This window comes from Bacillus sp. FSL M8-0266 (genome assembly GCF_038613425.1).
Classification (GTDB): Bacteria; Bacillota; Bacilli; order Bacillales; family Bacillaceae; genus Bacillus; species Bacillus pumilus.
This window is the reverse complement of record NZ_CP152015.1, coordinates 2,869,545-2,884,155: the sequence shown is the minus strand read 5'-3', so window position 1 is coordinate 2,884,155 and position 14,611 is coordinate 2,869,545. Positions and strand designations below refer to the sequence as shown.

Below are 14,611 nucleotides of genomic sequence, written 5' to 3'. Positions count from 1 at the left end.
GAAACAGTGTGAGAAATCAAGAGTTGATTCGTAAGGCTGAAATGACACTTGCCAGCTTAAAAACCGGCGGTCTCATGAACGCAACCCAATCCAACACATTCATTAGAATGATGCAAAACACACCAACCGTTTTAAATGATGCACGCATCATTCCGATGGAAAGTGATTCACAAAAAATCGAAAAAATCGGCTTTGGCCAGCGTATTTTGCGCCCGGCAGAGGAAGGCAAAGCGCTTGATGCGAAAGACCGTGTTGTCCCAGCGACAAGCACTGTCCAGCTAAATGCAAAAGAGGTCATTGCAGAAATTCATATGACCTACGACAGCATTGAAAACAATATTGAAAAAGACGGAATTCAGCAGACCATTATGCAAATGCTTGCTGAACGAGCGGCCGTTGATATTGAAGAGCTCATCGTCAATGGGGATACGACTTCATCAGATCCGTTTTTAGCCCAAATGGATGGCGTGAGAAAACAAGCAGTATCTCATATTGTTGATGCAAATGGAGCGGAAATTAGCCGCCAAATGTTTAAACAAGCCTATAAAGCGATGCCGTCAAAATATTTACGTGTACCTCAGGATTTCCGTTTCTACACATCCCCAAGTTTAGAGGTGGAATGGAAGGATCAAGTAGCAAACCGTCAGACAACTCTCGGAGATGCGGTGATTCAAGGCGGACTTTCTTCTGCATTCGGTGTGCCGGTCAAAGGTCTTGCCAATATGCAGCCATATGACGAAGCGGGAACAGACGTATCAGATATTTTGCTGACACACCCTAAAAATATTATCGTAGGTTTTTCTCGTCATATTCGAATTGAAGTAGAAAAAGATATTCGTAGCCGGAAATTTATTATAGTTCTGACAGCGAAGCTAGACAGCAAATTTGAGGAAGAGGATGCTGTAGCAAAAGTGATGAAAGTGAAAGAGTAGGTGACGGCAGGTCATGATTATTTCTCCTGAAGAACTGCAAGCCTATTCTGTATTTGAGCGTGTGAAAAATCGATCTGTAGAAAGACTGACAGCAGATATTATCGAAGCAGAAGCTGCGGTATTTCAGATCGTAGGTCATGATTTCTCAAGCGGAAAATATCAGCCCCTCCCTGAAAAAGCAAGAATCGCATTATTAAAAATGGCTCAATATTTTGCCATGCTGAATGATGATGAGTCTATGATGAAAGGCTTTACGTCAGAGAAAATGGGTGATTATTCATATGCGAAGGCAGCTGATCAAGTGAAAGGCAAACCTTATGTATATGCCCTGCTTGTCGATTACATTGAACCATCATTATCGGGCGGCAGTACCAAATTAAAGGTGAGATCATTATGAGTTATCAATCTCTCTTAACAGACCGCTGTGATCTTTTTCACCTTGAACATCAGGAGGCTTCCCGAGGAAAATTTGGGATTCCAGCTGATGACTTACAAATGACTCTTTCCTATCCTGATGCGCCTAGCCTGACGGACCTGGCTTGTTATGTCATAGAAAAAAATCAGTCACTTGTGCAAGAAGAGCCGAATACAGTGATTTATCAATCCTATCTTGTCCATTTTCCTTTAGCAAGTGATATTCGCCTACATGACAAAATGGTGTGGAACGGCGTCTCACTTAAGTTGCAGCAGCCCAAAATAATGAAAAATCATCACATTGAAGTGATGGCAGTCAGGAAGGAAAATCTATGAAAATTGATGGACTTGACCGGCTACTTTCACAGCTGGAAACAGCGTGTGCTGGCGGCTTAAAAGCAGAATATCAAGATTGGCTAGAGGATATGGGCCTAGAGCTTTTGGACATCATTCAAGATGAGCTAATCAAGGAGAATACTGTCGATACAGGCCGGCTTCTAAGCTCTTTTACGCAAGGAGACAAGGAGAATCATTTTCTCATGTCAAAAGGTGGTCTCACACTTGAAGTGGGAACGCAGCTTGAATATGCCTCCTATGTCAATGACGGACATGCTACTTCTTCAAGTGGGGAGCGAAGATGGGTGCCTGGCAGGTGGGCTGGCAGCCGCTTTGAATATGATCCGAATGCAAAGACAGGAATGATGCTTGCCTCTCAATGGATAGATGGAAATGGCTACTGGGATCATGCTGTCATGCTCTATGAGCAAATGTTTGAACGGTCGCTGGATCGAAAGCTTCAAAGCTGGTTCGATCGACATTTTGGGAGGTGATGAAATGAATCAAGAAGTCGGGGCAATCATGCATTATATTTACACACACTTTCCTGTGACAATGTATGATCGTCTTTTACCAGAGCGTTTTCAAGTACCATCCGTTTATGTGCCGCCCGTAACAGTCATCAGCGGTCCAGATACGGTATCTACGTTTATGAAATCTTATTCGCTGCAAGTGAAAGTGTTTCATATGGATTCAGAAAAAGCGCATGACGCGGCAGAAACGATTGTTGATGCATTGCTTGCTGATCGTCAAATGATTCAGATGATGAGTGAAGATGGAGAGGTGCTTGATGATTATGTCCGCATAAAAAGAGTGGAAACCAGAATGTTAGATCAAGGCGTAGCAGCGATTGTCCTGACGTGGGATAGCAGTTATTGGTACAACCGAGACAAACAAGCAAGCCTTGAAGATATCAATTTTTCAGATGGGGTGATCAAACGTGAGCAAGACTAAAAAAGCAGAGCCCGCTCAAACAGCTGGCGAAGAAAAAGAATTTGGCTTTTCATTTGAAGCCTTAAAGGAGCACAGTAAGGATCTTTTTGGTGTTAAACCAGAAATCCTTGAAGGTGCTCTTTTTTATATCAAACATCAACCAATTACAAAAACAGAAGCGAAAAAGCACATTGATGCTTTTTTGTCCAAGGAGGTTTAAAGGATGAACGGAGGCACATTTACACCAGGTACAGAGAAAAAGCGTCCTGGCATTTACTTTAATTTTAAAACAACAGCAGAGCAGCGAATTACTTTAGGCGATCGAGGTACGGTGGCACTTCCTCTTGTGATGAGCTGGGGAGAACCAAAAACCTTTATTTCCATTTCCAATATGGAAGACTTAAATAAAAAGGTTGGACTTAATATTGATGACAAGTCGCTTCTTCTTTTCCGTGAAGCAAAGAAAAAAGCGCAAACAGTCTTGCTTTACCGTCTAAACGAAGGGGAGCCAGCCAAAGCTGAAATCTCAGAAAACTTTGTGGTTACAGCCAATTATGGCGGTCTAAAAGGAAATGAGATCACCATTCAAGTGGCAGAAAATGTACTCGACAGCACCAAACGTGACGTCATTACTTATCTTGGAACAGATATTGTGGATAAGCAGATTGTGACGGATGTCAAAGATCTTGTGAAAAACAAATATGTTCAATTTTCTGGTGAAGGTGAAGCAGTTATCACAGCTGGTGTGGCACTAAGCGGCGGAAAAAACGGTGTGGCAAGTGTCGCAGATTATACAGCTTTCCTAGAAGCAGCAGAAACAGAATACTTTGATGTCATTGCGCTCCCAGTCGATAATAGTGAGCAATTAAAAGCAACCTTCGCTTCATTTATCGAGCGTCTACGTGATAAGCAAGGACGTAAGGTGCAAGGCGTTGTCGCTAACTATGCAGCTGACCAAGAAGGCATCATTAATGTGACAAGTGGTGTTGTGCTGGAAGATGGAACAGAACTAACACCTGCTCAAACAACAGCTTGGGTCGCAGGGGCTAGTGCAGGTGCAAACTTCAATCAGTCACTCACCTTTGTGGAATACGAAGGAGCGGTAGATACATTAGAACGCCTTGATAATGATCAAGTAGAATACCGGTTATCACAAGGGGAGTTCCTCTTCACCTTTGATGCGAGAGACCGCACGGTGAGTGTTGAAAAAGATATTAACTCTTTAACAAGCTTCACAGCTGAAAAGAATCAGCAAATGGCGAAAAACAAAATCATTCGTGTGCTTGATGCCATCAACAATGATTTAACGTTCGAATTAAAAAATCTGATTAAATTACGCAAAGCCAATGGCAATGACATTCCAGCATCCGATGATGGAGTGCAGCTTGTGAAAACACTGATTACACAGTATCTCACACAGCTTCAAGATGGCAGCGGCATTACAGGCTTTAACTCAGAAACAGATATCGTCATCGGTCTCAATGAAGATCGTGATGGATTTATCATCGATCTAGCTGTTCAACCAGTAGATGCAGCAGAAAAATTCTATTTCAATGTGGAGGTGAAGTAAGATGGCTTTTAAAGCGCAAAATACAATTTCAGGTAAAGAGGGTCGTCTTTTCTTAGAAGGTGAGGAACTTGCCTTTATCAAAACGTTTGAAGCAAACGTGGAAAAAAACAAATCAGAAGTCAACGTGATGGGCCGCCGAATGACTGGTCATAAAACAACTGGGGCAAACGGAACAGGAACGGCAACATTCTATAAAGTTACGTCTCGTTTCGTTCAATTAATGCTCAACTATGTGAAAAAAGGGGAAGATCCTTATTTCACTCTTCAAGCGGTGATTGACGATAAATCATCAGGCCGAGGTACTGAGCGTGTAACATTATTTGATGTCAACTTCGATTCAGCTAAAATTGCTGGACTTGATGTCGATTCAGAAGCACTAGAAGAAGAAGTACCGTTTACGTTCGAGGACTTTGATCTTCCTGAAAAGCTGAAGAATTCCTTTTAATGAACAAAAGGCATACAAATGACGAAAATATATGTTGTTTTTATTTTATTCAGCAATATGGTATAATTTTTCATAGTTACAGAGTAGCTACAAAAGAGTGACTGTGTAACCCCAAAGATTTTCTTAGAAATATGTTTACATGCAAAGTACTTTGCATAAAATAAAAAGAAGCCAGGATGCGTCAACATCCCGGCAATGTACAATTCGGCCCTCAAGGGGCTGGCTAATCGAATAGGATACTTTAGGATAGACTTCCCTTTTACCTACCAAAGCTCAAGGGGGAGTCTATTTTTTGTCTATATACGTCAACAGGGTTATAATAAATGACCCGAAAGCAAGCATTAACATTAGTGCTTGAAATGTTGACATGAGCATCACCCCCTTCCTATCGGGGGATGAGCCAGACACCCTTGAGCTAGCCGTTCAATTGTACAATTTAAATTATACATGAAAAGATTGGAAAGCACATTCAAAAATGGATGTGCTTTTTTGCATTCAAAAAAACATAACAAAGGGAGTTTTTAAACATGAGCGAAAAACAAACATTTGATCTTTCATTTTTTATGCCAGGACAAACAGTAGAAGCAGAAGAGGTCAAAGTGCCAATTTCTAAGCGTTTTGTTGATAAAAAAGGGAATGTCATTCCTTTTGTCTTTAAAGCCATTACAACTGAACGCATTGATGAACTGGAAAAAGAAAACACCACGTTCAAAAATGTCAAAGGAAGAGGCCGTGTGAAAGACTTAGACAGCCAACGCTTCTACGCACGTATTGCTATTGAATCAACGATTTACCCAGATTTCCGCTCAAAGGAATTAAGAGAAGCCTACAGCACACAAGATCCAGTTGAAGTCGCAAAACGTGTATTATCTGTCGGCGGTGAATACGCAAACTGGTTAAACAAGGCCATTGAAATCAACGGATTCGAAGACGAAATTGAAGATTTAGAAGAAGCAGCAAAAAACTAATAAAAGATGGGGATAAAGAAGCCGTGTTTTTATATTACGCCATGCATGAGCTTCACTACTCCCCATCTGAACTCCTAGATTTATACGAATCACCAAGACCGTTCAAAGCACTCCTATTCGGACTCATCAGCTACAAGCTCGACATGCTAGAAAAAGAAGCAAAGAAAGGAGGGAAATAATTGGCGAAACTCACTGCACGATTTGAATTAGAAGACAAAGTATCGAAGAAGCTGCTGCGAATACAAAAGCGATTTCAAACATTTGAGAAGCAGCTCAAACCATTTAGAAAACCGGTGAAAATAAACCTGGATATAGATGACAAGAAATTAAAAAACTTCAGTTTATCGCTTCGAAAAATTTCAGTGATTTCCATGAGACTGGATCAAGGAATCTTTCGTGATCTTAAAGCATTAAACAATCAGTTAAATATGCTCCCGAATCACTTGGTCTTATCCATTCAAGCGAAGGGGCTAAATGTCATTAAATCCAGCATAAATCGTTTAAAGCAAGCGGGAACAAGCCCCATTATGCTGACGTTTAAACTAAACGATCAATTGTCAGATAAAATGTCATCAATCAAAAAATCTATCTTTCAGCTCATGAACAGAACGTACTATATGAGATTAAACATGGTTGACCAAGCCACCGCTGCAATTCAACGAATCAAAAAGACACTCAAAAGCTTGACGATGTCTAAACACGAAATCAGAGTGTCTGTTCAAGACAATGCAAAGAGTAAGTTGAAAAAACGAGATCAAGCAGAGTCGGTTGTGAAAGAACAAAACATAAAAAAAGAACCTGAGGCTGTTAGTCCGTCAGTGAAAGCGGAAGATCCTAAACAGAGCTGGCTCCAGAGCCTTGCCAATAAGGGATTAAGTGAAATTCAAAAATATGCAGGTGACGTTGCAGATAAAGTGAAGGAAAAATTGAGTCCTAGAAAATTTTGGGATGAAAAGGCACTTCCTTGGGTTGAAAATAAAATAGAAGAGTACAAGCAAGACGTGATCGGAAGAATTAAAGAGAAGATTAAATTTAATCCTGAAAAAAAACTAGATCAATTAGTGAAGGCTGGATTAGATCGACTCTTAGGTGCAAGTGATCAATCAAGTGAAAGTACCACTCAGACACCAACAACAGCGCCAACAACAGCACCAACATCTACACCATCAAATCCAGCTCCCAAAACGAAACCACAGTCACGAGGTGGAAAAGGCTTGTTTCGCAATAGTTGTTGCCCCTGTTGTGCAAGAGGTTTAAGCAGGGGAGGATCTACTAAAACTAAAAATCGAAATGGTCGCTCACCAAGACAGACAAGAAATCCAAATGCTACATCAAGGGCCGAAATGAATAGAAGACCCCCAAGTAGATTAGGGAAGCTGAAAACAAATGCAGGTAAATTATTTGGAAAAATCCCTAATGGACTAAAGAAAGGTGCGGGTATCGCAGCTTCAGCTGGTGGACTTACGGGTTTAGTGAAAGGTAGCAAGGGGTTAAGTGGATTAGGGAAAGCGATGAAAAGTATAGGTAAAGGGAGCGGCAAGTTATTAAAGAAAGTACCTATTCTAGGAAGTGTACTTAGTGCAACAAATCTAATCGGTATGAACAAAGAGAATGCTGGTGAAAAGATTGGTACGACTGGAGGCGGCATCGCCGGCGGAATGGCAGGTGCTGCAGCAGGTGCAGCTATTGGAAGCGTAGTCCCGGGGATAGGTACAGCCATCGGCGGTCTAGTAGGTGGCATCGCTGGAAGTATGGGCGGAGAATCTATCGGTGAAACAATTGGGAAATGGTTTGATGGCGGCGGATTTGAAAAGATTGGCCAAAAAGCCATTGAAATCAAAAATCAAATTGTCGAAGTTTGGTCAACAGTCGCGGCTTGGTTCACAGAAAATGTCTGGACACCATTAAGCAGTACGGTTGTCACAGTAGCGTCAGCCATTTGGTCAAGTTTAGTCAATGCCTGGACATGGATACAAGAAACGTTCAGTGCAGTAGCAGGCTGGTTTATTGAAAATGTCTGGACACCGCTCAGCGACACAGTCGTTACAGTAGCAACGACCATTTGGACAAATCTAGTCAATGCTTGGACATGGATACAAGAAACGTTTAGTGCAGTAGCAGGTTGGTTTATCGAAAACGTTTGGACACCGCTCAGCGACACAGTCGTTACGGTAGCAACGACTATCTGGTCAAGTTTAGTCAATGCCTGGACATGGATACAAGAAACGTTCAGTGCGGTAGCGGGTTGGTTTATTGAAAACGTTTGGACACCACTGAGCAGTACAGTTGTTACAGTCGCTACAGGGATTTGGACAGCATTATCAAATGCATGGAAAAAGATACAATCAATCTTTGGAGCTGTATCGACATGGTTTATGGAAAATGTGTGGAATCCACTTGTAGATACGGTAGGAACCATTAAAGACAGTTTCGGTAAAAAGTTTGAAGAAGCATATAAAGTGGTGACAGATATATGGGATGGATTATCCAAATGGTTTGAGGACAACATTCAAAAGCCGATTGTAAAAGTAGCAGAAGCTATTGGTGATGGGTTTTCTAAAGCGTTTGGCTGGGTTAAAGATTTGTTTAATAAGGCTGGCGGTGGGGTTGATTTTGTATTGAAACATGTCTTTGGAGGTGCTGATAACAATGCCACAGGCGGCTATATCACCCAGCCAACCTTATCATGGGTCGGTGAAGCTGGTAACGAATTTGTCATTCCAACTCAAAATAACCGAGGGCGCGGGAAGATGCTGCTTGCTCAGGCTGCTTCTCAACTTGGAATGTCTGTTATGCCAAGCGGAGCAGCTGGAAATCAAGTATCAAGCTCTCCAGCTCCTACAGCAGTAGCTTCATCATCTTCTGTCGGTTCAATAGACGGATCGGTCGCGATGACTGGGAACATTCAAGCCTCCAGCATAGGCGAGCAATTTAATAAGGATTTTGAACAAGGATTAAATCAAAAAATGATTACACTTGATCAATGGAAACAAAAGAATATTCAGCAGCCTTTTGGTCAATTGACCTCAGACTCAAATAAGTATGGTCAGCAAACAGTTGCTGCTTTTGCGAATGGTCAGCAGGTGACACCAACAGGAACAGACAGCTTTTTGCAAAGTCGTGTAAAAGCACCATACCAACAAATGATGACAGCATCGCCAACTTGGGGTTCTGGAACGGTTAGTGGTTTTGCCACAGGTCAAAATGCCACATCAGTTGGTACTAGCCAATACGTAGATCAGCACATCAAACAACCATTTCTACAAGCAAAACAAGAATCACCAGGCTGGGGCTCAGGAATGATGGATGCCTTTAACAGTGGCATGCGTTCAAAAGCAAGTGAAGTCACACAAGCCGCCAAAGAAATGGCGAAGAAAGTAGAGCAGGCGTTTAGAGAGGAATTAGACATTCATTCCCCTTCACGCGTCATGATGAGTCTTGGGAAATTTGCATCGATCGGTGTCGTCAAAGGGCTCGACTCAGTGGATGTGAAAAAGTTTGCTGAAAATCAGGCTGGTTCATTAATTGGAGCTTTCAGCGGTATGGGGGCTTCGGGTCTTAGTGTTCAGCAATGGCTCATGGCAGCTCTCATGGCAACTGGCACATCGATGAACTGGCTTCCAGGTCTGATGACCATTGCGCAGCATGAATCGAATGGAAATCCGAGAGCAATCAACTTATGGGATTCCAACGCCAAGAAGGGAACGCCTTCTAAAGGCTTAATGCAAACCATTGGACCGACGTTTAACTCCAATAAAGGCAAGGGCATGAATAACATTTGGAACCCAATTCATAATGCCGTAGCAGCCATTAACTACATTAAGGGCAGATATGGAACAGTCTTCAATACACCGGGATTACGAAGTATGAGAAGAGGCGGACCTTATAAAGGCTATGCAAATGGTGGACTGATTACTCAGGAGCAGGTTGCTAGAGTCGGTGAAGGAAACAAACGCGAATGGATCATTCCTGAAGAAAGAGGCATTCGCGGAAGGTATTTATTAACGCAGGCAGCCAAGGCACTTGGGATGCAAGTATATGATCCAGCAAATGCGTCTGCTCCTTTACCAGAATCACAGATGCAGCAAGTCACCTCAGCTCAGTCTTCTAGTCGTACGGCATCGTCAAGTAATAAGCAAATCACCATTCAATTGAATGGGGATCAGCATTTTCATAATGGACAAGATCAGCAATCGCTTGTCGAAAAAATTAGACAAATGCTCGTAGATGAACTGGAAGTAGAGCTTCATACAGGAACGAAGGGGGTCGTGATCGATGGGTAAATCAGTGTATCAATTGTGGATTTCCCAAGGAAAGGACAAGTTGCGATTCCCTGTCCTTCCATCTGAACTTGAAATCACAAATAACGTACAAAATGAAACGGTAAAGGTTGCCTCTTTTGGAGAACTGACCTTTATTGATGTCCCATCGGCTAAACAAGTATCATTCACTTCATTATTTCCTAAGAAATATTCGCCAATTGCTGAATATAAAAGCATTCCATCACCGGAGAATGCGATAGCGAAAATAGAACGAATGATGCGTTCGAAGAAGTCTGTGCGGTTGATTGTAACGGGGACAAAAATCAATATGACGTGCAGCATTGAAAGCTTCACCCATAAAGAAGGATCCTACGATATTGGCGATCGTGAATTTACGATCGAGTTAAAGGAATACAAAACCGCATCGCCTAGGAAAATTAAACGAAAGAAAAAAGCAAAACAAACGAAAAAGAAAAGGCCTTCAAAAACACCGCCAAAAATGTACACCGTCAAAAAAGGGGATACGCTATGGGCCATTTCAGGCAGGTTTTATGGCGACAGTACAAAATGGCGGCGTATTTGGAATGCCAATAAATTAGCGATGATTAAACGGAGCAAACGCAATATTAAGCAGCCGGGGCATTGGATTTTCCCTGGACAAAGGTTAAAAATACCACAATAGGGGGGCTGGCATTGATCGAGCTTTTTGCCATCAGAAGCGGCACCATGTATGAGCTTGTCACAGAGAGTGTGACACTTCAGGGGCAAAGGTATCAAGCCCCTCGCTCTATTCAAGCAAATATTATCACAAAGCAAGGGAGTCAAACATATTACCGTGTCTCAGAAGGGGACACGGTTCTTTTTAAATGGAAAGGAAAAGAGCTGTTCAGAGGCATTGTGTTTTCTCGGACGCCTGTTGAAGGGAAACTGACCTTTACCGCATACGACATGCTTCAATATTTGGTGAAAAACCAAGATGTTTATGTTTTTTCAAAACAAAGAGCAGATCAAATCTTGAGACGGATTGGGGCTGACTTTCAAATTCCAATGACCTCCATCGCCAATACAGGTCATGTCATAAAATCACTAGTGTTTAAAAACGATACGAGCCTATATGACATGATTCTGAAAGCATTAAAAGAGACAAAGCGGCAAACCGGCAGAAACTATCAAATCTATTCTGCTAAAGGAAAGATGGGGCTGAGAGCTTGGCCAGATCCAGAGGACGTATGGGTCATTGAATCAGGTGTCAATCTCATTGGCTATCAGTACAGCACCTCGATTGAAGAGACAGCCACTCGTGTCAAGCTGCGCACGTCTGCAGATGAACAAGGGAAAAATAAGAAAAAAGGCAGCAAATCAGAGATTGTAGTGGTCGAACAGGATAAAGCAGGTCAGAGTAAATACGGTATTTTACAACATGTTGAGACGGTTACAGGACAAATCAACCAGCCGCAGCTGCAAAAAAGAGCCAAAGTACGGTTGGCAGAGAAAAAAGGCGTGAAACAAGAAGTCAAAAGCATCCAAGCACTTGGCATTCCTGAACTGCAAAGCGGTCTTCCAATCTATTTAAAAATCCCTGAAATCAACGTGAAAAAAACCTACTGGATCGATCAAGACAAACATGAATTTAGTGGAGTGAAACACACCATGACAATAGATGTCGTTGAGAAAAATTCCATTCCAAAGGGTGATCAAGCGTGAGGTTAAGTGAAGCAATTAAACGATTAGCAGTGAATGCTGTAGATGCCGCCTCTCCAATTGATCTGGTGGTTGGAGAAGTCACGGCAGTTTCTCCTGTAAGCATCCGGTTAAATGAAAACCATAAATTGGTCATCCCGGAAGAATTACTGATTTGGCCAAAGCGCCTTAATAAGGGTGAGGATGATGAACTGAAAAGGGGAGACAGCATTATGGTGCTGGCAATGGCAGGAGGGCAATCCTTCTACATCATCGACAAATTGTGAGGGAGGTGATGAACGTGGCACTTTCACCAGAGGAAGAAATTGAGGAAACAGAAGAAGACGAAGAGGTGGAAACCTCAACGACGTATCGAATAGATGTTGAAACTGGCAGACTGACAGGTGAAACCATTTCAGGTATTGAAGCAATTCGTCAATTCGTTTATATGACACTTAGGACAGAGCGGTATGCACATCCTATTTACAGTCACGACATTGGCACTGAAATTCAGGAGCTCTTGACGGATACAGAAGCCACGGATGAATACAAAGAAATGGAGATTCCGAGGCTACTAGAGGAAGCATTGATTGTGGACGAACGGATTGATCATATTGAAGAGATAGAGGTCACTAAGGAAAATGACTCGTTTCATGTCAAGCTAGCTATTGTCACAGATGAAGGCACATTAGAAATAGAGGAGGTGATGGAGAGCGATGTTTGAGGAACAAACGTACGAAGCATTAATGGAAAGAATGCTAGACAGACTGCCAGATGACATAGATAAAAGAGAAAACAGCGTCATTTGGAATGCCTTGGCACCTGCTGCCGCTGAACTGGCCCAGTCCTATATTTGGCTTGATCAAGTATTCGAGCTGGTCTTTGCAGATACAGCACAAGGAGAGTTTCTAGATCGGCGGGCTGCTGAAGTAGGAATTGAAAGAAAAGCAGCGACTAAAGCGGTTTGGTCCGCAGCTATTCAGCCGGAGGATATCAATATCCCAGCTGGCTCACGGTTTTTTATTGAAGACGTCTATTTCCAATATTCGATTGATGGCACGCTAGAATGCGAGACACCTGGCAGGGTCGGCAATGGTCAATTAACAAATCAGCCGCTACTTTCACTTGATACAATCCCAGGGCTTGAATCGATTATCATGAAAGATTTGGTGATACCCGGACAAGAGGAAGAAGATGACGCTTCGTTATATGATCGCTACTTAATACGTGCTAGGCGGGAGGCTGTCAGTGCCAACAAGGCACATTATAAAAAATGGGCTGAGGAAGTGACAGGGGTTGGCAGAGCGAAGGTATTCCCGCTTTGGAACGGAGAAGGGACGGTCAAAATTGTCATTACAGACGGCAATCTAGATGTTGCATCAGATCTGCTTGTTAAAAGAGCACAGGAATATATTGACCCAGTACCAGGCGAAGGAGAAGGACAAGCGCCTATCGGTTCAAAAGCGACCGTCGAAAGCGCCAAATGGCTGAATATTGACATAGAAGTAGCCGTCGAACTTCAAATGGACTGGACCCTTGAAGGAGCGCAGAAAGAAATAGAAGAAAAGGTCAAAGCGCTGTTGAAATCAATCGCATTTGAAAAGAGTACCATTCGAATGTCCGCATTAAATGACATTCTGTACCATTCAGAAAGTGTATCAGATTATGCAAACGTGTTATTGAATGGGGAGTCAAAAAACTTAGTGTTACAGGACATTGAGATACCGCGTCTGAGGCAGGTGAAGGTTATTGAGCAAACAGGATGAAATGAAAAACTACTTGCCGCCATATTTTACAGAGATTTATGAAGTCGATCACCTGCTCAAAACAGAAGCGCCAGAGTTTGAGCAATTGGATGAATCCATTTTCGATTTAACGGATCAGTTCTTCCCTTTGACAGCGACATGGGGATTGAATAGATGGGAAAGAATGCTGAAGGTGCAGCGAGAATCAGATGATTCCATTGAACTTCGCAGAGCACGCTTACTCAATATGATGTCAAACATTCCACCGATCACGTATCTTTCTTTAGAGAAATCGGTGAATCGTTTTCTCAAAAATCCAAGTGCCATCATCCGTCTGACCACCAATCGCTATCATTTCGCCTTACGTGTGAACCTAGATGATCTGCAAAACACTAGATATATTGTAGAAATACTTGAAACGTTAAAGCCGGCTCATTTGGCTTATACGTTCACTGCATTTCATCATACCGATGTACATGAAAAAAATGATCATCACGGGAGGCTCACACTGCGAAGCAGAGTGGGTTTTTTCGATCATATCCCAATTTTACTCAATGGTGAATTTGTATTAAATGGTACGTTTTATCTGAGCGGAACACGAGGGACAACAGAGGTTCCGACTCGTTTTCAGCATTCGTTGAAGATGAGAATGCCGCTTCAGCACAAGTCAGAAACCACATATCGCATGAATTATGTCATGACTGGATCGGTACATGAAACAAGGCAAAAAGCGGCACTGACATTACGCACAAAAAACCAGCTGTCACATCAAACCAAAAAGAAAATGACGTTCCGATTGCCAGTACATGTCCAAACTGAACAGGGCGCAAGCTTACTAATTAAGGATCATTACTGGATTCTCGACGGATCTGTTCCGCTGGACGGATCAAAAATGCTAGCAGCTACTTCTCAAAAAATAGAGCTATAAGGAGGATCACAATGGCTGATCAATTAACCGTAACAACATTATATGCACGTCAACAAATGGCAAAGGCAAGAGCAGAAGGAACAAAACTCACAAAAGTCGTCAAAATGGCATTTGGAAATGGTGGGACGAAGGATGGGAAACCGATCTCACTAGACGGCACTGAACAAAAACTCAAAAAAGAACTCGTCCAAAAAGAGATTGATTCGTTTACATTCATGGAACCAGCAAAAATCCGCTACACCTGCACGATCGCCGAAGGAGAACTTGCAGGAGAAGTCATCAACGAACTAGCACTTGTCGACGAAAGCGGCAAATTCACCGCCATCCGCACCATGACAGACAAACAAAAAGACGGCGACATCGAATTTGTTTTTGAGATTGATGATATTTATTAATGG

19 protein-coding genes are annotated in these 14,611 nt (G+C 42.4%); 18 read left to right on the top strand and 1 reads right to left on the bottom strand.

Features of this window, described 5'->3' with window-relative positions:
- The first annotated feature begins 8 nt into the window (after positions 1-8).
- From MKY83_RS14955 to MKY83_RS14920, 8 genes are read left to right on the top strand one after another with little or no spacing between them, the layout of a single operon-like run.
- Complete coding sequence (locus MKY83_RS14955; protein ID WP_065099043.1) at positions 9-932, top strand: phage major capsid protein; 924 nt, start codon at positions 9-11, stop codon at positions 930-932.
- Positions 933-945: 13 nt separating this feature from the next.
- Positions 946-1,329, top strand: a complete 384-nt coding sequence (locus MKY83_RS14950; RefSeq protein WP_044140770.1) for a DUF3199 family protein — start codon at positions 946-948, stop codon at positions 1,327-1,329.
- Complete coding sequence (locus MKY83_RS14945; protein WP_044140769.1) at positions 1,326-1,682, top strand: YqbH/XkdH family protein; 357 nt, start codon at positions 1,326-1,328, stop codon at positions 1,680-1,682. The genes MKY83_RS14950 and MKY83_RS14945 overlap by 4 nt, the downstream gene beginning before the upstream one ends.
- On the top strand, positions 1,679-2,176 hold the full coding sequence (locus MKY83_RS14940; protein WP_065099041.1) for an HK97 gp10 family phage protein: 498 nt from the start codon (positions 1,679-1,681) through the stop codon (positions 2,174-2,176). The genes MKY83_RS14945 and MKY83_RS14940 overlap by 4 nt, the downstream gene beginning before the upstream one ends.
- A gap of 4 nt (positions 2,177-2,180) precedes the next feature.
- Positions 2,181-2,636 carry a phage portal protein gene (locus MKY83_RS14935; RefSeq protein WP_065099040.1) on the top strand — a complete coding sequence of 152 codons (456 nt, stop codon included), beginning with the start codon at positions 2,181-2,183 and terminating at the stop codon, positions 2,634-2,636.
- On the top strand, positions 2,623-2,835 hold the full coding sequence (locus MKY83_RS14930; protein WP_003212736.1) for a hypothetical protein: 213 nt from the start codon (positions 2,623-2,625) through the stop codon (positions 2,833-2,835). Before MKY83_RS14935 ends, MKY83_RS14930 begins: the two co-directional genes overlap by 14 nt.
- 3 nt (positions 2,836-2,838) lie before the next feature.
- Positions 2,839-4,185 (top strand): phage tail sheath family protein, encoded by a 1,347-nt coding sequence (locus tag MKY83_RS14925; RefSeq protein WP_065099039.1) that lies wholly within the window; start codon positions 2,839-2,841, stop codon positions 4,183-4,185.
- A 1-nt stretch (position 4,186) separates the two neighbouring features.
- A complete protein-coding gene (locus MKY83_RS14920; protein ID WP_003213309.1) occupies positions 4,187-4,630 on the top strand; it encodes a phage tail tube protein in 444 nt (147 codons plus the stop codon).
- A 285-nt stretch (positions 4,631-4,915) separates the two neighbouring features.
- On the opposite strand, the gene MKY83_RS14915 is transcribed toward MKY83_RS14920, so the two are convergent.
- Positions 4,916-5,005, bottom strand: a complete 90-nt coding sequence (locus tag MKY83_RS14915) for a putative holin-like toxin (RefSeq protein WP_080772987.1) — start codon at positions 5,003-5,005, stop codon at positions 4,916-4,918.
- Positions 5,006-5,157: 152 nt separating this feature from the next.
- On the opposite strand from MKY83_RS14915, the gene MKY83_RS14910 reads away from it, so the two are divergent.
- The 10 genes from MKY83_RS14910 to MKY83_RS14865 are packed head-to-tail and all read left to right on the top strand — an operon-like array spanning position 5,158 to position 14,608.
- A complete protein-coding gene (locus MKY83_RS14910; RefSeq protein WP_012011040.1) occupies positions 5,158-5,598 on the top strand; it encodes a phage portal protein in 441 nt (146 codons plus the stop codon).
- A 41-nt stretch (positions 5,599-5,639) separates the two neighbouring features.
- Positions 5,640-5,777, top strand: a complete 138-nt coding sequence (locus tag MKY83_RS14905; protein WP_088002055.1) for a hypothetical protein — start codon at positions 5,640-5,642, stop codon at positions 5,775-5,777.
- Positions 5,778-9,881, top strand: a complete 4,104-nt coding sequence (locus MKY83_RS14900) for a transglycosylase SLT domain-containing protein (RefSeq protein ID WP_231129538.1) — start codon at positions 5,778-5,780, stop codon at positions 9,879-9,881.
- Positions 9,874-10,542 carry a LysM peptidoglycan-binding domain-containing protein gene (locus MKY83_RS14895; protein WP_003213616.1) on the top strand — a complete coding sequence of 223 codons (669 nt, stop codon included), beginning with the start codon at positions 9,874-9,876 and terminating at the stop codon, positions 10,540-10,542. The genes MKY83_RS14900 and MKY83_RS14895 overlap by 8 nt, the downstream gene beginning before the upstream one ends.
- A gap of 11 nt (positions 10,543-10,553) precedes the next feature.
- The gene (locus MKY83_RS14890; protein WP_044140764.1) at positions 10,554-11,564 is read left to right on the top strand and encodes a hypothetical protein; all 1,011 of its coding nucleotides are present in this window, start codon (positions 10,554-10,556) and stop codon (positions 11,562-11,564) included.
- Positions 11,561-11,827: a DUF2577 family protein gene (locus MKY83_RS14885; protein WP_034659738.1), complete on the top strand. Its 267-nt coding sequence runs from the start codon at positions 11,561-11,563 to the stop codon at positions 11,825-11,827. The genes MKY83_RS14890 and MKY83_RS14885 overlap by 4 nt, the downstream gene beginning before the upstream one ends.
- A 14-nt stretch (positions 11,828-11,841) precedes the next feature.
- A complete protein-coding gene (locus MKY83_RS14880) occupies positions 11,842-12,264 on the top strand; it encodes a DUF2634 domain-containing protein (RefSeq protein WP_012011034.1) in 423 nt (140 codons plus the stop codon).
- Complete coding sequence (locus tag MKY83_RS14875; RefSeq protein ID WP_185106830.1) at positions 12,257-13,306, top strand: baseplate J/gp47 family protein; 1,050 nt, start codon at positions 12,257-12,259, stop codon at positions 13,304-13,306. Before MKY83_RS14880 ends, MKY83_RS14875 begins: the two co-directional genes overlap by 8 nt.
- Positions 13,290-14,213: a YmfQ family protein gene (locus MKY83_RS14870; RefSeq protein WP_185106828.1), complete on the top strand. Its 924-nt coding sequence runs from the start codon at positions 13,290-13,292 to the stop codon at positions 14,211-14,213. Before MKY83_RS14875 ends, MKY83_RS14870 begins: the two co-directional genes overlap by 17 nt.
- A gap of 11 nt (positions 14,214-14,224) precedes the next feature.
- Complete coding sequence (locus MKY83_RS14865; RefSeq protein WP_065099033.1) at positions 14,225-14,608, top strand: phage tail protein; 384 nt, start codon at positions 14,225-14,227, stop codon at positions 14,606-14,608.
- Positions 14,609-14,611 lie beyond the last annotated feature (3 nt).

Bases quoted from the DNA above. Each gene is read 5' to 3' on its own strand.
- MKY83_RS14920 (WP_003213309.1), top strand. From the start codon at position 4,187: ATGGCTTTTAAAGCGCAAAATACAATTTCAGGTAAAGAGGGTCGTCTT.
- MKY83_RS14915 (WP_080772987.1), bottom strand. From the start codon at position 5,005: ATGCTCATGTCAACATTTCAAGCACTAATGTTAATGCTTGCTTTCGGG.
- MKY83_RS14910 (WP_012011040.1), top strand. From the start codon at position 5,158: ATGAGCGAAAAACAAACATTTGATCTTTCATTTTTTATGCCAGGACAA.
- MKY83_RS14875 (WP_185106830.1), top strand. From the start codon at position 12,257: ATGTTTGAGGAACAAACGTACGAAGCATTAATGGAAAGAATGCTAGAC.
- MKY83_RS14925 (WP_065099039.1), top strand. From the start codon at position 2,839: ATGAACGGAGGCACATTTACACCAGGTACAGAGAAAAAGCGTCCTGGC.
- MKY83_RS14950 (WP_044140770.1), top strand. From the start codon at position 946: ATGATTATTTCTCCTGAAGAACTGCAAGCCTATTCTGTATTTGAGCGT.
- MKY83_RS14935 (WP_065099040.1), top strand. From the start codon at position 2,181: ATGAATCAAGAAGTCGGGGCAATCATGCATTATATTTACACACACTTT.
- MKY83_RS14940 (WP_065099041.1), top strand. From the start codon at position 1,679: ATGAAAATTGATGGACTTGACCGGCTACTTTCACAGCTGGAAACAGCG.
- MKY83_RS14865 (WP_065099033.1), top strand. From the start codon at position 14,225: ATGGCTGATCAATTAACCGTAACAACATTATATGCACGTCAACAAATG.
- MKY83_RS14945 (WP_044140769.1), top strand. From the start codon at position 1,326: ATGAGTTATCAATCTCTCTTAACAGACCGCTGTGATCTTTTTCACCTT.
- MKY83_RS14905 (WP_088002055.1), top strand. From the start codon at position 5,640: ATGCATGAGCTTCACTACTCCCCATCTGAACTCCTAGATTTATACGAA.
- MKY83_RS14895 (WP_003213616.1), top strand. From the start codon at position 9,874: ATGGGTAAATCAGTGTATCAATTGTGGATTTCCCAAGGAAAGGACAAG.